17 protein-coding genes and 1 pseudogene are annotated in these 20101 nt (G+C 73.4%); 6 read left to right on the top strand and 12 right to left on the bottom strand.

What is annotated here, in order from left to right:
• The first annotated feature begins 29 nt into the window (after window positions 1–29).
• On the top strand, window positions 30–761 hold the full coding sequence (locus AB0D10_RS16380; RefSeq protein ID WP_360256351.1) for a molybdopterin-dependent oxidoreductase: 732 nt from the start codon (window positions 30–32) through the stop codon (window positions 759–761).
• The gene (locus AB0D10_RS16375; RefSeq protein WP_360256349.1) at window positions 745–1419 is read left to right on the top strand and encodes a cytochrome b/b6 domain-containing protein; all 675 of its coding nucleotides are present in this window, start codon (window positions 745–747) and stop codon (window positions 1417–1419) included. The genes AB0D10_RS16380 and AB0D10_RS16375 overlap by 17 nt, the downstream gene beginning before the upstream one ends.
• Window positions 1420–1469: 50 nt before the next feature.
• On the opposite strand, the gene AB0D10_RS16370 is transcribed toward AB0D10_RS16375, so the two are convergent.
• The 3 genes and pseudogenes from AB0D10_RS16370 to AB0D10_RS16360 form a co-directional block, all read right to left on the bottom strand.
• Window positions 1470–2141, bottom strand: coding sequence for an SAM-dependent methyltransferase (locus AB0D10_RS16370; RefSeq protein WP_360256348.1), 672 nt, complete (start codon window positions 2139–2141; stop codon window positions 1470–1472).
• A complete protein-coding gene (locus AB0D10_RS16365) occupies window positions 2138–2827 on the bottom strand; it encodes a DUF2064 domain-containing protein (protein ID WP_360256411.1) in 690 nt (229 codons plus the stop codon). Before AB0D10_RS16365 ends, AB0D10_RS16370 begins: the two co-directional genes overlap by 4 nt.
• Window positions 2801–3487: pseudogene (locus AB0D10_RS16360) on the bottom strand (glycosyltransferase family 2 protein); the annotation flags it as partial. The gene AB0D10_RS16365 and the pseudogene AB0D10_RS16360, both read right to left, overlap by 27 nt.
• A 188-nt stretch (window positions 3488–3675) precedes the next feature.
• Between AB0D10_RS16360 and AB0D10_RS16355 the strand changes: the two are divergent.
• Together AB0D10_RS16355 and AB0D10_RS16350 are read left to right on the top strand one after the other, a co-directional pair.
• Window positions 3676–4434: a response regulator transcription factor gene (locus AB0D10_RS16355; RefSeq protein WP_360256347.1), complete on the top strand. Its 759-nt coding sequence runs from the start codon at window positions 3676–3678 to the stop codon at window positions 4432–4434.
• Complete coding sequence (locus AB0D10_RS16350; protein ID WP_360256344.1) at window positions 4431–5588, top strand: HAMP domain-containing sensor histidine kinase; 1158 nt, start codon at window positions 4431–4433, stop codon at window positions 5586–5588. Before AB0D10_RS16355 ends, AB0D10_RS16350 begins: the two co-directional genes overlap by 4 nt.
• Before the next feature lie 2 nt (window positions 5589–5590).
• Here AB0D10_RS16350 and AB0D10_RS16345 read toward each other — a convergent pair whose 3' ends face one another.
• From AB0D10_RS16345 to AB0D10_RS16330, 4 genes are all read right to left on the bottom strand, one after another.
• On the bottom strand, window positions 5591–6646 hold the full coding sequence (locus tag AB0D10_RS16345; RefSeq protein ID WP_360256342.1) for an NAD-dependent epimerase/dehydratase family protein: 1056 nt from the start codon (window positions 6644–6646) through the stop codon (window positions 5591–5593).
• Between the two features lie 130 nt (window positions 6647–6776).
• Entirely contained in the window at window positions 6777–8087 is a 1311-nt protein-coding gene (locus tag AB0D10_RS16340; protein WP_360256340.1) for a tetratricopeptide repeat protein, read from the bottom strand.
• Between the two features lie 121 nt (window positions 8088–8208).
• Window positions 8209–9591, bottom strand: coding sequence for a DUF4331 domain-containing protein (locus AB0D10_RS16335; RefSeq protein ID WP_360256338.1), 1383 nt, complete (start codon window positions 9589–9591; stop codon window positions 8209–8211).
• A gap of 296 nt (window positions 9592–9887) precedes the next feature.
• Entirely contained in the window at window positions 9888–11042 is a 1155-nt protein-coding gene (locus tag AB0D10_RS16330) for a HoxN/HupN/NixA family nickel/cobalt transporter (RefSeq protein ID WP_360256335.1), read from the bottom strand.
• A 356-nt stretch (window positions 11043–11398) separates the two neighbouring features.
• Here AB0D10_RS16330 and AB0D10_RS16325 point away from each other — a divergent pair, with 356 nt between their 5' ends.
• On the top strand, window positions 11399–13069 hold the full coding sequence (locus AB0D10_RS16325; protein WP_360256332.1) for a high frequency lysogenization protein HflD: 1671 nt from the start codon (window positions 11399–11401) through the stop codon (window positions 13067–13069).
• A gap of 28 nt (window positions 13070–13097) precedes the next feature.
• Window positions 13098–13430 carry a hypothetical protein gene (locus tag AB0D10_RS16320; protein ID WP_360256330.1) on the top strand — a complete coding sequence of 111 codons (333 nt, stop codon included), beginning with the start codon at window positions 13098–13100 and terminating at the stop codon, window positions 13428–13430.
• A gap of 19 nt (window positions 13431–13449) precedes the next feature.
• Here the strand turns inward: AB0D10_RS16320 and AB0D10_RS16315 are convergent, their stop codons facing one another.
• The 5 genes from AB0D10_RS16315 to AB0D10_RS16295 form a co-directional block, all read right to left on the bottom strand.
• A complete protein-coding gene (locus AB0D10_RS16315; RefSeq protein WP_360256328.1) occupies window positions 13450–14775 on the bottom strand; it encodes a tetratricopeptide repeat protein in 1326 nt (441 codons plus the stop codon).
• Window positions 14776–14815: 40 nt separating this feature from the next.
• Window positions 14816–15445, bottom strand: coding sequence for a class F sortase (locus AB0D10_RS16310; RefSeq protein ID WP_360256326.1), 630 nt, complete (start codon window positions 15443–15445; stop codon window positions 14816–14818).
• 89 nt (window positions 15446–15534) lie between these two features.
• Entirely contained in the window at window positions 15535–17169 is a 1635-nt protein-coding gene (locus AB0D10_RS16305) for a DUF4331 domain-containing protein (protein ID WP_360256324.1), read from the bottom strand.
• A gap of 546 nt (window positions 17170–17715) precedes the next feature.
• Window positions 17716–18954, bottom strand: coding sequence for a ParB N-terminal domain-containing protein (locus AB0D10_RS16300; protein WP_360256321.1), 1239 nt, complete (start codon window positions 18952–18954; stop codon window positions 17716–17718).
• Window positions 18954–19592, bottom strand: coding sequence for a ParA family protein (locus AB0D10_RS16295; protein WP_360256319.1), 639 nt, complete (start codon window positions 19590–19592; stop codon window positions 18954–18956). The genes AB0D10_RS16300 and AB0D10_RS16295 overlap by 1 nt, the downstream gene beginning before the upstream one ends.
• Between the last annotated feature and the right edge of the window lie 509 nt (window positions 19593–20101).

Genomic DNA, 20101 nt, shown 5'->3' with positions numbered 1-20101 from the left:
GCCGGCCCCCGGCTGGTCGAATCGGCGGCGTGAGCGAACAGATCGGCGTGAGTGAACAGATCGAGGAGAGCCGGGGGACACCGGTCGGCCGTCGGGTGGTGCTGGGCCTGCTCGGGCTCGGCGCGGCGGGAGTCGTGGCCGGCCCGTACCTCCAGCGCGCCCAGGACACCGTGGCGGGCAAGGACCCGACGGGTCTCACCGGCCTGCTGCCGGGAGGAGGCGGCTTCCGGTACTACTCGGTGGCGTCCTCGGTGCCGGCCCGGGGCCCCGACACCTACACCCTGACGGTGGACGGGCTGGTGGAGCGTCCCGGCCACTACCGCCTGGCGGACCTGCAGGCGATGCCGCAGCGCCGGATCGTGCGGGACGTGCAGTGCGTGACGGGCTGGCGGGTGCCGTCCACCCCGTTCGAGGGCGTGCCGCTGGCCCACCTGCTCGATGCCGCCGGCGTCACCGCGGGCGCCCGGGCGCTGCGGTTCAGCTGCTTCGACGGCGAGTACACCGAGAGCCTCACGCTGGAGCAGGCCCGGCGGGACGACGTGGTGGTCGCGCTCAAGCTTCAGGACGCGCCGATCTCCCACGCCCACGGCGGTCCGGTCCGCCTGTACGTCGCGCCGATGTACTTCTACAAGTCGGCCAAGTGGCTGTCCGGGATCACCGTCACCGACACGGTGGAGCCGGGCTACTGGGAGCGGAACGGCTACGACATCGACGCCTGGGTCGGCCGGTCGAACGGACGTGACGATGCACCGACCGCCTGACCTCCTGCTCCGCTTCACCCGCGCCGAGCGCTGGGTGCACCGCGCCACCGCCGTGCTGGCGCTGGCGTGCCTGGCCACCGCCGCCTGCCTCTACCTGGCGCCGTTGGCCGAACTGGTCGGGCGGCGAAGGCTCGTCGTCACCGCGCACGTGTGGTGCGGACTGGCGTTGCCGGTACCGCTGCTGCTCGGGCTCGGCTTCCGGGCGGTACGCGCGGACGTGTCGAGGCTGAGCCGTTTCGGCCCTGCGGACCGGGCGTGGCTGTGGGCGGTACGGGCGCGCGCGTTCCGCCGCCCGGCGGGGAAGTTCAACGCCGGGCAGAAGCTGTACGCCCAGTGGACGCTCGGCACGATGCTGGTGTTGCTCGGTACGGGTCTGCTGATGTGGCTCACCCACCTGGCGCCGACGTCCTGGCGGACCGGTGCGACCTTCGTCCACGACTGGCTCGCCGCAGCCGTCGCCGTGGTGTCCGCCGGGCACATCCGGATGGCGCTCCGGGATCCCGAGGCCAGGCGGGGGATGCGGACGGGGTGGGTCGACCGGCGATGGGCCGAGCGCGAGCACCCGCACTGGGCGCCCGCACCGGCCGCGGACCCGGCACCGGCACCGGCCGCGGACCGGGGGCACACGGTCCGCGGCGGTCCCCCGCCCCGCCCGTGAGCCGCTGAGGACGTGCTGTCGGCCGTACCGCGCCGGTACGGCCGACAGCCTCAGCGGGCCGGCGCGGCGCACCTGCGCAGGGCGAGGAAGCGCCGGCCGTGGGAGGTCCAGCGTTCCGACTCGACGAGTCCGGCGCTGCGGGCGCGCGCCACGGCGGCCTCGGCACCGAGGCGCGCCCAGGCGAAGGGCGGCCCGAGCCGCCCGTCCGGGCCCTCGACCCGGACGGTGACCCGCTCGTCGACCTCCCGCGGCTCGACCTCCACCAGCAGCAGTCCGTCCGGCGCGATCAGTTCGGCGGCCCGCCGCAGCAGGGCCTCGGGGTTCCCGCCGATGCCGAGATTGCCGTCGGCCAGCAGGGCCGCACCCCAGCGGCCCTCGGCCGGAAGCCGGTCGAACACCGACCGGCACAACGCTGCGCCGCCGAGGCCCAGGGTGTGGGCGACGGCCGCCGGTGTGACGTCGACACCGAGTGCCGGGACACCCAGGGCGAGGAGCGCGGCGACCAGCCGGCCCGGCCCGCAGCCGAGGTCGACGACCGGTGCGGACAGGTGGAAGCAGCGCAGCAACAGGCTGTGGTCGCCGCCGGTGGCGGGCGCGCACCAGCGCTCGATGTCGAGCGGGATCCGGCGGCCGTCGTCGCCTCGCAGCCACAGCGGACCGCGTCCGGTGCGGACGGCTTCGGTGAACGGGTCGTCGATCCATGCCGTCGCGGTGCCGCTCAACCTGCCACCTCGGGGGCCGCCCGGAACGAGCGCAGGCGGGCGGCGAAGCGGCTCCGCGGCGCCTGGGAGGCGACCAGCAGGGCGTCCTCGACGGTGTCCACGTCGGTGGCTTCGGGCAGCCGGTGCACCGTGAGGCCGGCCGTCCCCAGCCGGTCGAGGAGCGTCGACCCGGTGTCCGGGGTCGACATCGGCACCCCCAGGAGGAGCCGGCGGGCGAGGTCCTCGGTCGGCCGGGCCAGACCGAGGGCCCAGAAGCCGCCGTCGGACGCGGGGCCGTACCAGGCGTCCGTGCCCGCCCGGCCCGTCGGCGAGAGCGGCTCGGCCAAGGTGGCCGCGCTCAGCTGCGGGGTGTCCATGCCGACGAGCAGCGCGGGCGCGTCCGGGGCCAGCCGGGCAGCGTGGCCGAAGGCCGCCACCAGCCGTGCGTCCAGCCCGCCGCCGCTCTGCGGGAGTACCTGCCACCCCGGCGGCAGCCAGCGGCCCGGTTCGCCGTCCAGGACGAGCAGGCGCCGCCCGGCGGGGACGGTGGCCAGTGTGTGCAGCGTGTCGGAGAGCGCGGCCTCGGCCAGCGCGGCCGCCTGCTCGGGCGTGCACGCCGGGGTGAGCCGGGTCTTCACCCGGCCCGGCACGGGGGACTTGGCGATGACCAGCAGGGTGGGCGGCGGGGCGGCGAGGACGGCCCGCATGTCCCGGATCGCCTGCCGGGTGCCGCGCAGCGTGCCGGTGACCTTCGACCGGCCGGCGCGCGGCAGGTAGTCGACGGACGTCTCGGTGATCCGCATCCCGGCGGCCGAGGCGGCGAGCACCATCTCCAGCGGGTACCCGGAGCGGCGGTCGCCCAGCCCCAGTGCGAGCAGGCGTTCCCGCCGGGCGGCCCGCATCGGTCCCAGGTCGTGCAGGGGGGCGCCGGTGCGTGCCCGCAGGCGGCCGGCCAGCACGGTGTTGGCGAGTCGGGCGTGGACGGGCCAGGCGCTCAGGGTCGCCGGCCGGCGGCGGCCGAGGACCAGGTCCGCCGTGTCGTCGGCCACCGGAGCGGTGACCCGGGGCAGTTGGGCGGGATCGAGGGAGCCGTCGCAGTCCAGGAAGCAGACCAGCTCGGCGGTGGCGGCGAGGAGCCCGGCGTGGCAGGCGGCGCCGAATCCGCGCCGGGACTCCTCGACCACGGTCGCCCCGAGTGATCGGGCGAGTTCGGCCGAGCCGTCCCGGGAGCCGTTGTCCACGACGATCGCCCGCCAGCCCGGCGGGATCCGTCCGAGCACCCAGGGCAGGGCCGCGGCCTCGTCGAGGCAGGGCAGGACGACGTCGACACCGGACGGTCGAGGGGGAGTGGAGGTCACGCCGGTCACGCTAAGGGCGGGCCCGCCCCGCGCGGGGGTGCCGCAGCCTTACGGAAGTCGAACGTCGCGCCGACGGCCCACCGGGGGACCGGCGGGGGCCCGCGCCGGAGCGCGCACCGGTCCCCGGATCTTACGGAGGTCGAACGGGGAGCCGCGACGGCGTCCGCACCGGTGCGGGGGCCCCTATCCTCGGCGGGGTGAACGAGCCCTCCGCCACCACCGGCCCGCCGGCCGGCGCCCGCATCCTGGTGATCGACGACGACCCGACCGTGGCCGAGGTCGTCGCCGGCTACCTCGCCCGAGCCGGCCACCACGTCGACCGTGCCGCGGACGGCCCGCAGGGGCTCGCCCTCGCCCGCGCCCACCGCCCCGACCTCGTGGTCCTGGACCTGATGCTCCCGGGCATCGACGGCCTGGAGGTGCTGCGGCGGTTGCGCGACCGGGACACCGGTGCGGAGCTGCCCGTCGTGATGCTCACTGCCAGGGGCGACGAGGCCGACCGCATCCTCGGTCTGGAGCTGGGCGCCGACGACTACGTCACCAAGCCGTTCAGCCCGCGCGAACTCGTCCTGCGGGTCCAGTCGGTGCTGCGGCGCTCGCGCGCGGCGGCACCGGCGCCCGGCACCTCGGCCGGGCCCGTCCGCTCCGGGGACATCACCCTCCACGGGCCGGCCCGCCGCGCTCACCGAGCCGGAAAAGAACTCTCGCTGACAGCAAGGGAGTTCGACCTGCTGGCCTTCCTGCTGCGGCATCCGGGGACGGTGTTCTCCCGGCAGGAGCTGATGGCACGCGTCTGGGGCTGGGACTTCGGCGACCTCTCCACCGTCACCGTCCACGTCCGGCGCCTGCGCGAGAAGATCGAGGACGACCCCGCCGCTCCCCGGATGATCTGCACGGTGTGGGGCGTCGGCTACCGCTACGACCCGGCGCAAGGCGTCGAGGAGGACCGCTCGTGAAGGACCTGCTGCTGATCGCGCTGTTCGCCGCCCTCGGCGCCGGCGGCGCGGGCCTGTTCGGCTGGCCCGCCGTCCGGCTCCTGCGCCGACGCTCGATGGCGCTCTCCCTGTTCTGCGTCGCCGTCGTCACCGTGCTCGCGGTCACCTCCGGGACGTTCGCCGTCGCGCAGGCCATGTTCCTCTCCGACCACGACCTCGGCGTCGTCATCACGGTGCTCGTCATGGCCGCGGTCGTGTCGCTGTGCACCGCCGCGCTGCTGGGGCGGCAGGTGGTCGCCGGCAGCCGGGCGCTGACCGCGGCCGCCCGGACCGTCGGCAGTGACACCGGCTTCACCGCGCCCGCCCACCCACTGGGCCGCGAACTGGCCCAGCTCAGCGAGGAACTCGCGGCCACCAGCGCCCGGCTCGCCGAGTCCCGGGCCCGCGAACAGGCCCTCGAACAGTCCCGACGGGAGCTGGTCGCCTGGATCTCCCACGACCTGCGCACCCCGCTGGCCGGGCTGCGGGCCATGGCCGAGGCGCTGGAGGACGGTGTCGCCGAGGAGCCCGAGCGCTACCTCCAGCGGATCCGCACCGAGGTCGAGCGGCTCACCGGCATGGTGGACGACCTGTTCGAACTCTCCCGCATCCAGGCCGGCACGCTCTCCCTCTCGCTCACCCGGGTTTCCGCCTACGACCTGGTCGACGACGCCCTGGCCGGCGCCCACGCGCTGGCCCGGCAGCGCGGCGTCCGGCTCGAAGGCCGACAGGTGGAGCCGGAACCGGTCGAGGTCGACAGCCGCGAGATCACCCGGGTGCTGGGCAACCTCCTGGTCAACGCGATCCGCTCGACCCCCCAGGACGGCGTGGTCGCCGTGTCCGCGCGGCGGGAGGCGGACGAAGTGGTGCTCTCGGTCACCGACGGCTGCGGCGGCATCTCCGCCCAGGACCTGCCCCGGGTCTTCGAGACCGGCTGGCGCGGAACCGCGGCCCGCACGCCCAGGCCGGCCGACCTGGGCGAGCCGGCCGGCCGGCCCGAGGCCGGCGGCAGCGGTGCCGGCCTGGGCCTGGCCATCGTCCGCGGCATCGTCGAGGCCCACGCCGGGCGCGCCCGCGTCCACAACGTCGCCGGCGGCTGCTGCTTCGAGATCGCCCTGCCGTCCGCCCGGAGCTGAGCTCAGACCCGCAGCGGTGCGGCGGCGAACTCCACCATGCCGCGGTCGAACGGCACGCACGGCAGCCAGCCCAGCTCGGCGCGCAGCCGGGTCGAGTCGGCGGTGACGTGTCGCACGTCGCCGAGCCGGTACTCGCCGGTCACCACCGGTGCCGGGCCGCCGTACGCCGTGGCCAGCGCGGCCGCCATCCCGCCGACGGTGCGTACCTCGCCGCTGCCCACGTTGTACGCCCGGGCGCTGCCCGGCGGCCGGTCGCCCACGGCCGCCAGGGCCGCGAGGTTGGCGGCGGCGACGTCCTCGACGTGGACGAAGTCCCGGCGCTGGCCACCGTCCTCGAAGACCCGGGGCGCCTCGCCCCGGGCGAGGGCCGACCGGAACAGCGATGCCACCCCCGCGTACGGGGTGTCGCGCGGCATGCCGGGGCCGTACACGTTGTGGTAGCGCAGCGTCAGTACGGTTCCGCCGCAGGCCCGTGCCCAGGCTGCGGCCAGGTGTTCCTGGGCGAGCTTGGTCACCGCGTAGACGTTGCGCGGGTCGACGGGTGCGCTCTCGGCGACCAGGCCCGGATGCAGGGGAGCACGGCAGACCGGGCAGGGCGGCTCGAACCGTCCGGCGTCGAGATCGGCGGGCCGCCTCGGGCCCGGTGCCACCTCGCCGTGCTGCGCGCACCGGTAGCGCCCTTCTCCGTAGACCACCATGGACCCGGCCAGGACCAGCCGTCGGACGCCGGTCCGCGCCATCGCGGCCAGCAGTACCGCGGTGCCGAGGTCGTTGCAGCCGACGTACTGCGGCGCGTCGTCCAGGTCCAGTCCCAGGCCGACCATCGCCGCCTGGTGGCAGACCGCGTCCACCCCGGCGAGCGCCTCCTCGACAGCCGCCGCGTCCCGGACGTCCCCGTGGAGGAAGTCGGCACCCGGGGGCAGCGCGGGTGCCTTCCCGGCCGGATGGACCGCGGGCAGCAGGGCGTCCAGGACCCGCACCTCGTGCCCGGCCGCGACCAGGGCACGTACCACGGACACGCCGATGAAACCGGCACCGCCGGTGACCAGGATTCTCATGCCGCCGACGCTAGCGGCCGATCGGAGCCGCGGGCCCTCGACACCGGGCGGTGTCACGGATCGGTAAGACGCGAGCGCCGCCCGGGGTCGTGACCGTGCCGTCCGCACGGGGCGGATTCCCCGGCTGTCGTCAGCCGATGGCGGTGAGCGTGGCGCGGGCGAGCGGGGCCTGGAGCGGGTTGAAGGCGGGGTCGGTGGTGAGGGCTTCGGTGAGGTGGGTGCGGGCGTCGTCGGTGTGGCCGAGGGCGCGTTCGATCTCGCCGAGGTGGTAGCGGAAGAGGGCGTTGTGCCAGCCGTGGGCCTGGGCCTGCCGGGCGAGGGCGAGGGCTTCGGAGTCCGCGCCGGTCCGGTGCAGGGCCCAGGCGAGGGCGTCGGCGACGAGGGCGTTCTGCCGGCGGGCCCATTCGGCGCGCAGCAGGCGGACGGCTTCGGCCGGGTTGCCGTGGTCGGCCTGGTACTGGCCGAGGGTGAGGTCGTCGACCACGCCGTTGGCGGCCGCGAGCTGCTGTTCGGCGGTCAGCAGCCGGTACTGGTCGCGGGCCTGCTCGGGGTGGCCGAGGGATTCGTGGAACTCGCCGAGTTCGAGCAGGTACTGGGGGAGCGGGACGCGGGCGATGGCGGTGGTGTAGTCGCGCACGGCGTCGTCGCTCCGGCCGAGGGCGGCTTCGGCGCGGGCCCGGCCGGCGAGGGCGGGGGTGTAGCCGGGGTCGGTGCGCAGGGCCTGCTGGTAGCCGGTGAGGGCGTCCTGGGTGCGGCCGGAGTTCCGGTCGAGTTCGGCGATCTGGTACTGGCAGAAGGCCTTGTCGGCGGGGTCGTAGGCGCCGTCGAGGGCCTGCCGGAGCGCGGCGCGGGCGTCGTCGGTGCGGCCGTGCTGTTCGAGGTCGTAGGCGGCACGGGTGAAGGAGGCGGTGCCGGGGCGGCGGTCCAGGAGTTGCTGGACGGCCTCGGTGGCGCCCGCGTCGTCGCCGAGCTGGGTGCGGGCGTCGGTGAGCACGGCGTAGGCGGGCCAGTGGGCCGGCGAGGCGGCGACGGCCTGTTCGGCGAAGTCGCGGGCCTGGTCGAAGAGGTGGCGGGCGTTGGCGAGGGCGCCGAGGCCGGTGAGGGCGTCGGCGTTCGCCCGCGGTGCCAGGGCGAGGGAGCGGTGCAGGGCCTCGTCCGCCTTGGGGTAGTACGACGGGTCGGCGGTGAGGCGGGCCTGTTCGACGTACTCGGCGCCCAGGCGTGCCCACAGCGCCGCGTCCTCGGGCACCTGCCGCAGCCGCTCCTGGTCTGCGGTGATCGTGCGCGTCAGCGAGCCGTCGGGGCCGGACCGGCTGCCCGGGGGCGGGGCGGTGTCCGCCGAGAGGCGGTGGACGCCGGGTCCGGTGCGGTCGAGTGCCCCGATCGCGGCCAGGCCGCCGCACAGCGCGATGGTGGTGAGCAGCAGGGGCAGGCGGCGCATGGGGGTCCTTCGGCGGTGCGGTGCGATGTGTGGGTGCGGTGCGGTGCGGTGCGGTGCGGTGGGTGCGGGCCGGGTGGGTGGCCGGCGGCGGTGCCGTCGGCCACCCACCCGGCGGGGAAGGTCAGTTGGGCTGGTTGACGGCCTTGTCGTACGGCAGCGCGAGGTAGGGGAAGGTGGTGCCGAACGGCTTGTCGGCGGTGTTGACCTTGTCGCCGGCGGCGAGCGCGGGGATGAGGTGGCCCGGGGTGGCGCCCTCCATCACCTGGAGGGCGATGTCGACGACGTCGTCGGTGAGGCGGCGGCCGTTGGGGAAGCCCTGGAGATCACCGTCGAGGACGCCGAGCCGGTCGGGGTTCGGGGTGACCGGGGTGGACATGTTGAGGCGGAGTTCCTCGGCGGGGACGAACTTCTTCGGGTCGATGTCCCGGTTCATCAGCTGCGAGTTCAGGTCCACCTGGAAGGGGCCGCCGGTGGCCTTGGCGATGCCGGTGAGGAAGATCTCCTGGAGGTCGGTGCGCGGGGTGGCCGGGGCCGGGAGGCCGTAGATCGCCTGGATCAGCTGCGGCAACTCGGGGTTCAGGACCTTGTCGACCACGGCGGGCTGGTTGTGGTCCTCGGACGGCGGGAGGGAGTTGAAGGCGTCCTTGAGGCCGGCGGGCAGGACGACCTCGTTGACGAGCGGGTTGCCGAGGCGGGAGACCTGGACGAACTTGCCGGCCGGCTCGGCCTTGCCGGGGCTGAGCTTCAGGGTCTGCTTCTCGGTGCTGGACCAGACACCGATGACGGGGTTGCGGGTCGCGTCGCCCTTGTAGGCGAGGCGGCTCTTGGGTACCTGGATGGACAGGGAGTTGACGTTGTACCCGGCGAGGGTGTTCTGGCCGACCTCGGAGAGGTTGCCGCCGTAGAGCAGGTCGAAGACCCGCAGGTCGAGGAAGAACGGGTCGGCGGCCTGGGTGGCCACGGTCTGTCCTCCACCCGGCAGTTGCACGGTGGCCTGCCGGCGCAGCCCGGCGTAGTCGGGCATGGAGGCGCGGCCGGTGTCGGACGGGGCGGCGGTGCCGTGCTCGACCAGGGTGACCGGGTCGCAGCCGGGGCGCAGTTCCTGGAGCGTGTAGTACTGGCGGAACAGCAGGGTGGGGTCGGTGAGGTTCTTCACGACGCCGTTGTTGTAGAGGAAGGTGTTGGTGCCGCGCCGGTCCTCGGTGTGGAAGGTCCAGCGGTAGGTGAGGTCGGGCTTGCCGGTGCCCTGGGAGTCGATGTTGATGTCGTAGTGCGCGCCGTCGGCCCAGGGGTAGAAGTTGGGGCCGCCGTTGGGCTCCTGGAACGGCAGCCAGTTGGCGACCAGGGTGACGGTGTCCTGGTTGTCGGGGCTGGTGAAGGCGTAGACGTCGGTGTTGTCGACCTGCGGGTCGGCCGCGATCAGCGGCGCCTCGCGGTGGCTGGAGGCGTTGCCGGTACCGGCGCCGGATCCGAGGATCGCGGTGCCGGCGAGCGCGAGGCTCATGCTGGTGAGGATCGCGGCGGTACGGGCGGTCGGGCTTCTGCGGGCAGGTCGGCGCGTGACGTTCATGCGGGTGGGGTTCTCGCTTCCGTGACGGGCGGGTGTTCCGCTCCGGGCCGGGGGCGGCGGAGCGGGGATCCGGCTGGGCAGCCGCACTCGGCACTGTGGACCGGATCCCGTCACGGCTTCGCGAGCGGTGCGGGCGTGGTTGGGTCGCCTCACTCCCATGGGCCAGCGACGTCACCCGCCCGGGTGCACACCACTCGTTTTTCGTCCGCGTCGACGTCCCTGACGCGGCCTCAGCCTTCGTTCGTAGCGGCCAGGGGCGCGGCGACCGGGGCCGGCACGCCCCATTTCTGCTCGATCCGGGCGAACCTCCACACCGCGAGCGCGATCACCCAGGTGGCGAAGAACAGGCCGACGATCACGAAGCCGACCGTGTTGAGGTCCAGCCCGGACACCCAGTCCCAGAAGGCACCGTGCAGGTCGAGCTTGTCGGCGAGCAGGCCCAGCAGTTCGACTGTGCCGATGATGAGCGCGACGGCGACCGACAGCCCAGTGATGGTCAGGTTGTAGTAGATCTTGCGGACCGGCTTGGAGAACGCCCAGCCGTAGGCGAAGTTCATGAACGACCCGTCGATGGTGTCCAACAGGCACATCCCGGCGGCGAACAGCACCGGCAGGCACAGGATCGCGTACCACGGCAGACCCGACGCGGCCCCGGAACCGGCCAGCACCAGCAGGGCGATCTCGGTCGCGGTGTCGAACCCGAGGCCGAAGAGCATGCCCAGCGGGTACATCTGCCACGGCTTGCCGACCGACCGGGTCACCCGGCCCAGCACCCGGTTCAGCAGGCCTCGTCTGTCCAGCTGCTCCTCCAGCGCGCTCTCGTCCAGGTGCCCGGAGCGCATCTGCCGGAACACCTTCCAGATGCCGACCAGGACGACGAGGTTGACGATCGCGATCAGGTACAGGAACGAGCCGGACACCGCCGTGCCGATCAGGCCGGTGACCCGGTGGAGGCCGGAACCGTCGTCCTGGAGGGGGCCGGCGAGCGACTTCACGCCGAAGGAGAGCAGGACGGCGAGGGCGAACACGATGGACGAGTGCCCGAGGGAGAACCAGAATCCGACGGAGAGCGGCCGCTTGTGCTGCTCCATGAGCTTGCGGGTGGTGTTGTCGATCGCGGCGATGTGGTCGGCGTCGAAGGCGTGCCGCATGCCGAGGGTGTAGGCGGTGACGCCGATTCCGACACCGAAGCTCTTCTCCCCGACGGTGTGGTGCTCGGGCGCGACGACGGCGACCAGCGTGACCCAGCCGATCACGTGCAGCGCGACGACGAAGGCCCCCATCCCGGCCAGACGCCGCCACTCCTGACGGGTGATCGACGCCACGGCGGCCGAGCGGAGGGATCTCGGCGGGTCCTGGGAGGGGGAGACGGATGAGGAGGCCATGAGTGTCCTTCCTGCATCTGCATCTGCATCTGCTGCACTGCAGTCGGTGCGCTGAGCTCGTAGGAGCACTATGGAGGCAACAAGGAGTCCTGTCACGGGGCGCGCCGGGGGTGCGAGGAGGTGCACACCGGCGCCTTGCCGCAGGTCCGCCGGGCTGCGGCCATCCGTTCGATGCGTGGGAACGGGTGTCCGGAGGTGATGCCCCGGCGGAGTGATGCCGTCGCCCGGGCCGGAGTGGTGCCAATCCCGAGCCACCCCCGGGCCCGGATGGTGTGCGTCGGGCAATCGCGCCCGCATCCCCTTCCTGCCGGGCCGGGCTTCGCCGCGGCGGCCGGCCCCGTCCCCGGAGGCCCAGCGTGGCGGTTCCCCGATTCCTCGCCCGGGCAGGTGTGGCCGTGTCGGGCACGCTGTTCCTGCTCGGCGTCGCCGTAGCCGCCGCCGACGCCCATCCACTGGGGAACTTCTCCCTCAACCACTACCTCGGCTTCATCGTCCACCCCGACAGCCTGGAGGTCCTCGCCGTCACCGACGCCGCCGAGATCCCGACCCTCCAGGAACAGCCGAGGATCGACCGCAACGGCGACGGCACCGTCGACGACGCCGAACGCACCGCCTGGGCCACCGAGCAGTGCGCCCGGACCGCACAAGGCCTCCAGGTGACGACCGACCGGGCGGCCGCGGCCCTGACCTGGCGAACGGACTCCGCGCGGTTCCGGTACGAGGACGGATCGGCGGGCCTGCGCACCAGCCGCCTGGAGTGCGTCCTCCGGGCCGACCTGCACCTCCCGGCCGACGGCACCACGGTGCGGGTCACCAGCGGGAGCGACCCGAGCCGGGTCGGATGGAACGAGATCACCGCCCGCGGCGACGGGACCACGCTCGATCGCACCGACGTTCCGGCCCAGTCGGTCTCCAAGGAACTGCGGGACTACCCCCGCGGCCTGCTCGACAGCCCCAGTGGCGTCACCCGCGCCCAGTTCCACGCCCGTCCCGGCGACGACGCGGCACCCGCCCGCGAGGCGAGCGTGACGGCGGACGGCTCCGGGCCCACGGCCTGGCTCGCCGGCCTCGACGCCCGCCTCACCGAACTCGGCGCCACCCGGCGGCTCACCGTCCCCCTCGGCCTGCTGGCCGTCCTCCTGTCGATCGTGTTGGGCGCCGGACACGCGCTGCTGCCCGGACACGGCAAGACCGTGATGGCGGCCTACCTCGCGGGCCGTCGCGGCAGCACCCGCGATGCCGTCACCGTCGGTGCCACCGTCACCGTCACCCACACCGCCGGCGTCCTCGTCGTCGGCCTGTGCCTGACGGCGTTCTCCTCGCTGGCCGGCGACGTCCTGCTCGGCTGGCTGGGCGTCCTCAGCGGCGCCCTGGTCGCCGTCGTCGGCGCCGGCCTGCTGCGGGACGCGGTCCGGCGCGCCCGAAGTGCCCGAGCGCACGAGCACCTCCCGCACTCCCACGGGGGCCCGGGCAGCGAACCCCTCAGGGAACTCGCGCACGTGTCCGCGGTACCCGCACCGAACGGTCACCACGACCATCCGCACTCCCACGACCATCCGCACTCCCACGACCACGCACACGACCACACCCACCCCGACCACCCGCACCCTCATCGGCACGAACACCACCACGGGCACCACGGTCACCGGCACGGCTTGTTCGGAGGCGGCCACCATCACCACCACGACTCCGCGGCCCCCGGCCGCCGCCGCCTCATCGGCCTCGGGATTGCCGGCGGCCTGGTCCCCAGCCCCTCGGCCCTGGTGGTCCTGCTGGGCGCCGTCGCCCTCGGCCGGACCCTCTTCGGCGCGGCCCTGGTGGTCGCCTACGGCCTGGGCATGGCGGCCACCCTCACCGCCGTCGGCCTGCTCCTGGTCCGCCTCGGCGACCGGCTCGCGGGCACGGCGGAAGGCCCCGTCGTCGGCCGACTACGTCGAATCGCCCCCTACAGCGCCCTGCTGACCGCCCTGCTGATCCTGATCGTGGGGCTGGGACTGGTCGTCCGAAGCCTCCCCTCGACCCTGTGAACACCAGCCCCACCGGAGGCCGATCACCATGACCACCCGCCGCGCGCACCTGCTGTGCCTGGTCCTCCTCACCGCTCCGCTGCTGGCGGCCTGCGGCGACGAGCCGGGCGGCAGCTTCGACGCCCAGCCCGGCACGCCGTCCCCGTCCTGCATCCTGCACCAGAGCCAGGAGCCGGGCACCGACTACACCGGCGGGGAGAAGTCCGATCCGCGAGCGGTGCTGGAGATGATGCGCTTCTACACGGCCAACGGGACCAAGAGGTACTGCGACGGCAAGCCGCCGAGCGACACCGACCGCCGCTGGACCGACCTGTACGCCGGCCTCGGCGGCGACCCGAGCCGCGTGGCGCAGCCGAAGTAGGAGACGACGCGCCCGTCCCTCAGCCCGCGGCCCCGAGTTCGGTCAACGCGGCGCGGGCGGCCGGGGCGTGCAACGGGTGGAACGCCGGGTTGATCGCCAGCGCGGTCTCCAGCTCGGCGCGCGCCCGGCCGAGCTGCCCGAGCCCCTGCAGGATCACGGCACGGTGGTAGTGGAAGAGGGCGTTGCGCATCCCCAGGGCCAGGGCCTCGTCGGACTGCGCCAGCGCCTCCTGGTCGCGGCCGCCGGCGTGCAGCGCCCAGGCGTAGGCGTCGTGCATCTCCAGGAACGGCCTTGTGGTCAGGCCGTGTTCGGCGATGGCGAGGGCTTCGGCGGGGTCGCCGTGGTCGGCCTCGAACAGCGCCGCGTCGGTGTCGAGGGCGACGCCGTTGTCGGTGAACAGCCGCTGCTCGGCGCGGAACACCTGGTACTGCTGCTGCGCCTCGGCCGTGCGGCCCAGGGACTGGAGCAGTTCGCCGAGTTCGAGCACGTACTCGGGCTGGGGGACCAGCGTGACGGCCCGCCGGAGGTCCGCGACGGCGGAGGCGGTGTCACCGAGGGCAGCTTCGGCCTTGGCCCTGGCCTCCAGGAGCGAGGCGGTGCCGGGCGCGGTGCGCAGGCCCGCGTCGGCGTGGGTGAGCGCGGTCTTCGGGTCGCCGTTGTCGAGGGCGAGCTGGCTGAGGTGGTAGCGGGCGAAGGCTCGGTCGGCAGGGGTGTTGGCGTCGTCGAGTGCCCGCGTCATGGCGGCGGTGGCCGCCGTCGGGTCGCCGCGCAGCTCCCACGTGTAGGAGGCACGGGCCAGCGACGGGGTGCCCGGCTTGAGGTCGACCATGCGCTGCACCGCGTCGAACGACTCCGGGTACCGGCCGAGCTGGGTGTAGGCGTCGGCGAGGGTCCCGTAGAGGGTGGAGCTGTCCGGGTTCACGGTGATCGCCCGCTGCGACCAGTCGAGGGCCGCGGTGAAGTCGTGCCGGGCGGCGTCGAGGGCGGCCATGCCGGCCATGGCGGTGAAGTTCTCGGCCGGGTCCGTCTCCAGCGACCGGGTGAGGACGGCTTCCGCCTTCGGGTAGTAGGACGGGTCAGCGGTGATCTTGGCCTGCTGGACGTAGGCCAGGCCGAGGGACGCCATGGCGAGGGCGTCCGAGGGGACCGTCCTCAGGTGCTCCTGCAGGCCCCGGATGTCCGCGTCCAGGCCGGTGCCGGTCGCGTCCCGGCCGGTGCCCGCCTGCTCGGAGGCGGCTCGGGTGCCGTCGCCCTGAGGGGCCGGCCCGAGGCCGCCGGCGAGGAACAGCCCCACGCCGAGGGCGGTGGCTACGGCGGCCGGCAGCAGACGGCGGCGTCGGTTCACGGCGGACTCCAGGTGGAAGCGGGTCGGTGCGGCTGTTCGGTCAGGCGGCCGGGGTGTCGGTGCGGGCCGGTGAGGCGAAGACCACCAGGTTGGAGAGGTACTCCCGGCTGGCCCGGTCGTAGGCGCCCCCGCAGGTGATGAGCCGCAGACTCGGGTCCGCAGTGGACCCGAACACCGTGTCGTCGGGGAACTCGTCCTTGGCGTAGCTGCGCAGGGCCTGGACGGTGAAGAGACCGGTGGTGCCGTCGGCCGCGTCCACGGCGACGGTGTCGCCCGGGCGTAGGGCGGACAGGTCGCTGAACACGGCCGGTCCGGTGAGGGAGTCGACATGGCCGACGATCACCGCGGTACCCGGGTCCCCGGGGGCGGGCCCCTGGCTCCACCAGCCGGCGACCGCAGGGTCGCCCGGTGTGCCGAGGTGTCCGTCGCCCTGGACCTGAAGGTCGGTGAGCGGGCTGTCCACCCCGATCCGGGGTATCCGTATCCGCACCGGCGGTATCTGACGGCTCGTGGGTGCCGGGCCCGCGATGCCGTGGCGCGTCGTGTCGGACGGCTGCCCGGGGATGTCGCCGATGTCCTGGACCGCAGCCGGTCCCGGGCTTCCCGATCCGGTGGCGAGGCTCACCGTGCCGGCGCCGGTCAGGGCGAGGCCGAGAGCCAGCGTGGCCACGGCGGTGCTCCGGCTGAGACGGCTGCGCGCGTGCCCGGGCCGTCGGCCCCTCGCGAGGAGGGGTCGACGGCCGCGGCTGAACGGAGGTGTCACCGCTGGGCGCTGTGCCGTCGGCGCAGCATGAAGACGGCGGCCGCGGTGAGCAGGACCCCGCCGCCCAGCGCACTGGCGCCGGCGATCGGGAAGCCGCCCAGGGACAGGCCGCCGAGGCCGGCGGCGACGCCGCCGCCGGGGTTGCCGGAGGTGGCCTGGTTGACGGCGGCGGTGTTCGGCAGCGCGACGTAGGGGAAAGCCGTGCCGAAGGCGTGGTCGTTGGCGTTCACGCCGTCACCGGCGGCCAGGGCGGGCACGATCGTTCCGGTCTGTGCCGCGCCCTCCAGGGCCTGGAGTTCGATGTCGACGACGTCGTCGGCGAGGCGGCGGCCGTTGGGGAAACCGGCCAGGTCCTTGGCGAGGACACCGAGGCGGTTGGGGGACGCCGCCGGCGGGACGGACATGTTGAGACGCAGTTCCTCGCTGGGCAGGAACGCGTCCTTGCTCACGTCGGCGTTGAGGAGCTGGGAGTTGAGGTCGGCCTGGATGGGACCGCCGGAGTTCTTCGAGATCCCGGTGAGGAAGATCTCCACCAGGTCGTTGCGCGGGGTGGCGGGCGCCGGGATGCCGTAGACGCTCTGGATGAGCTTCGGCACGATCGGGTCCTTGACCTTGTCGACCACCGGGGTGACGGTGGCGTCCTTCTCGGGGCTCAGCGCGTTGAAGGCGTCCTTGTACTTGATCGGGACCACGACCTCGTTGACCAGCGGGTTGCCGAGCCGGGAGACCTGCCGGAAGCCCTCGCCGCCCTTGTCGTCCTTCGTGCCCTCGCCGCCCTTGTCACCGCTGCCGACGACCGTCGCGCCCCTGCGGTCGGTGGTGGACCACACGCCGATCACGGGGTTGCGGGTCGGGTCGCCCTTCAGCGCGAGGTCCTTCTTGGGAACCTGGATGGCGATGGTGTTGACGTTGTAGCCGCTCAGGGTGTCGTGCCCGGACTCCTTGAGGTTCCCGCCGTAGAGCAGGTCGAAGACCCGCAGGTCGAGGAAGAACGGGTCATCAGCCTGCCCGGCGTAGGTCTGCCCGCCGCCGGGCAGGTCGAACGTCGCCTGCTTGCGCAGCGACGCGTAGTCGGGCATCGAGGCCTGGCCCGTGTTCGACGGTGCAGCGACCGCGTCCTTGAGGAGGGTCTTCGTGGACCCGTCCGCACGGGTCTCCGTGAGGGTGTAGGTCTGGCGGAAGTTCAGCGTCTGGTCGTCCAGGTTGTTCACGACACCCGTGTTGTAGAGGAACTGGTTCGCGTCGTCGCGGTAGTGGTTGCTGAACGTCCAGGTGTAGGTGGTGTCGGCCTTGCCGTCACCATCGGCGTCGATCTTGATGTTGTAGCGCGCGTCGTCCGCGAACGCGTAGAAGTTCGGCCCGCCGTTGGGCTCCTCGAAGGGGATCCAGTTCGCGATCAGTGTGACGGTGTCCGGCTTGTCGGGACTGACGAAGGCGTACACGTCGGTGTTGTCCGCGCGGGGATCACCCGCGATCAGCGGCGCCTCACGGTGGCTGGAGGCGGAACTGACACCGGGCGCGAGACCGGCGAGGGCACCGGCGGCGGCGAGGGCGAGCGCGCCCATCCCGGCCAGCGGCCGTTCGGCGCGGCGCGCGAGGGAGGGCCGGCGGGGCGAATGGGGAGGCTGCATGGTCCGTCTTTCGAGAGGATGGTCCGGACGGTTGATGTGCCGCGCCTGACCGGCACACCGGTCTCGCGGACGTCGAGTGACGCCGCTTCCGGGTGCGGCGAGCTCCGTGGCGCCGTCACCATGACCGGGCGCGACGCGCGTGCGTGGCCGACGCCGGGCATCCCGCGGCCGGACGGTGGCGCGAACGTCCACTGCCGGACGGAAGGTGGTGAGCCCTTCATAAAGTCATCACATACCGGGTTGCCGTGCCTACCGCATTGCGCCGTTCGGGAGTCGGGGCAGCCTGCGGTCCTCCCGGCCGAGGCGATCAGGTACGGGGCGGCAGCCCGGTGGTGAGGTCCGCTCGGCACGCCGGTCTGCTCGGCGCGCCGGCCAGGTCGGCGACGGACCGGTGGACCCCTTCCTCGTCGCGGACCCCGGCGGCCGCCTCCCGCGCCGCGACCGGCTGCCCGGCACGGTGCTCGCTGCGCAGCCCGGAAAGAGGCAGCCCCGACACGCAGAAGTGCCCCGCCCCACCGGCTGGTGGGGCGGGGCACCGTCGGTGCCTCAGCTGCTGGTGGTCAGCAGACGGTTGGCGAGGGCGTCGGCGAGGCGGTAGGCCTCGTCGGCGGAGAGGGTGCGGCAGATGGCGTCCGCCAGTTCCTCGACGTCGTGCCAGTCGACGGCGTCGAGTCCCTCCTGGGAGGTGGTGTCGGCCGGCTTCTCGCGCTGTTCCGGCATCGCGAGCGGCTCGGAATTTTCCGCGGAAAATCGGTCGGTGCTCGCAGCGGCTTCCGCGCTCGCACGCGGAGCCTGCGGGGCGGGTGCCGGACGGGGCGCCGCGGGCGCCACCGGCTCCGCCGCCGGGGGTGTCACGGACGGCGTCGCCTCCGCGGCCGGCTGGGTGGCCGGTGCGGGGGTGACCACCGGCTGCGGAGCCGGAGCCGGAGCCGGCTCGTTGGCGGCCGGGGCCGGGGCCGGGGCCGGGGCCGGGGCCGGGGCAGCGGCGGGAGCGGCCTTGACCGGATCCTTGGCCGAGGCCTTCGCCTGCAGCCTGGCCGCCCGCTTCGCGGCGACGGCGTCGGCGTCGGCCTGGAGCAGGTGGTCCAGTTCCGCGGTCTGTTCGGCGAGGGACATCTCGTCGATGCCCTTCACCGATCCGAGCCGGCGGGCGACGTTGATGGAGATGCCCTCGTCGCCGCGTGCCTTGGCCCGCACCTGGCGCTGGAGTTCCGGGTGGAGCTTCAGCAGGTTCTTGCGGTGCGAGATCCAGCTCTGGGACCAGCCCTCGGCCTCGGCTGCCTCCTTGGCGGTGGGGTACTGCGCCACGATGAGCAGGACCGCGTTGGCTTCTTCGATGGGGTCGAAGTCCTTGCGGGCCATGTTCTCGTCGAGCGCGGCCCGCAGCAGGGTCGCCTTGGACTCCGCGACCGTGTCGTCGACGACGACGAGCAGTTGCTCCCGCCCGTACAGTGCGGCGGCGGCGCGGCGGCGGTTGCCGTTGACGATGATGACGTCCTGCGGTCCCGCGTCGAGGGTCTGCCGGTCCTCGGGCCACAGCCGGAGGTAGGCGGCGGGGGTGACGGCGAGGCAGCTCTGGAGCTGGCGGTCCTTGATGCTCGCCAGGTCGGAGAGGTCGCCGAGTTCGTCGCGGGGGTTGCGCGGGTTGGGGAGGCAGTTGGCGGTGGGGACCCACCGGGCCGGGGTGTCAGTCGCGGTGGCGCCGGTGTTGGCGCTGTCCACGCCCGGGGCGTCGACGACCGGGTCGGCGGCCATCGACGCGAACGAGACGCGACGGCCGGCCATCAGCGGCCCCCGTAACCGAGTTCGAGGGACAGGCGGAAGAAGTCCTCACGGGCCCGGTAGGCGGTGCCGCTCTCCTTGTACTGGGTGACGACGGTGCCTTCGGCGACCGCCCGCGAGTGGATCTTGTAGCGGCGCAGGACGGTCTTGGCGCGGGGCCAGCCCTTCGCCGCGATGTACGCCTCGGTGTCCTCCAGGTCGGCGCGGCCGTCCCGGGGGTCCCAGTTGTTGATGACGATCCGGAAGGGGATGTCCATCGGTTCGATGACCTTCTGGATGGTCCGGGCCGTCGGGTCGAAGCACAGCGGCTCGGTGATCATCGGGACCAGGACGTCATCTGCTATTTCCAGGGCCCGGCGCAGGATCTCCTCGTCGGCGAGGGTGCCCGGGGTGTCGATGAAGATGTGCTCGTACTCGTCCTTCTCGCCGAGGACGTCGAACGTGCAGGCCGCGAGGTTGACCGTGGTGGTGGTCTTGCCCACGCCGCCCTTCTGGTTGGCGATGACGTGGATCTTCGCGCCGGTGTTCTTGAGGTTGATCAGCTGTTCGGCATGGTCGTGCGCCGCCATGAAGTCGAAGGGCAGGTTGTCGCCCACTCTCTCCGCCCAGACGACGGCGGACCCCTGGGGGTCGGTGGACACGACAAGCACGGATGGCTTCATGATGTTCCGTTCTCTCCGTGGGCTTCCCGGGCGGACTGCCCGGTACTGCGGACGCCCGCCGCTCGAAGTCGTGAACGGCGAACAGGAACAGCATCCCAGAAGATCAACTTGGATCGTGACGCGACCCGCCTGTGTTCGCGCACAATGATCGGATCCGGGACCTGATTGCTCACCGGAAACCGCTGGTCCCGCGGTGGGGAAGGCGGTCCGCCGACGGCGATCCGCGGCCCGTGGACCACCGGGGCGGAGGGGGGAGGGAACGGGAATCGGGCACGGCGCCGCCGTATCGCGCACTCCGGAATTCCGGCGGAAGCGGCGTTCCGGCATTCCTGACGGATCGACGGATCGACGGATCGGTTGATCGACCGAACCACGAATCGGCGGGTCCACGAATCGACCGATCGGAAACCGGCGGATGCCGGCGGAACCCGTCGGAATTCCCCCGATTCACGCGGCCGCGTCGGACCGCCGGGTGCCGCCGCGCCGCT

The organism is Kitasatospora sp. NPDC048545, assembly GCF_040651155.1.
Lineage (GTDB): Bacteria > Actinomycetota > Actinomycetes > Streptomycetales > Streptomycetaceae > Kitasatospora.
The sequence above is the reverse complement of the archived record's forward strand: the minus strand, read 5'-3'. Positions and strand labels throughout refer to the sequence as shown.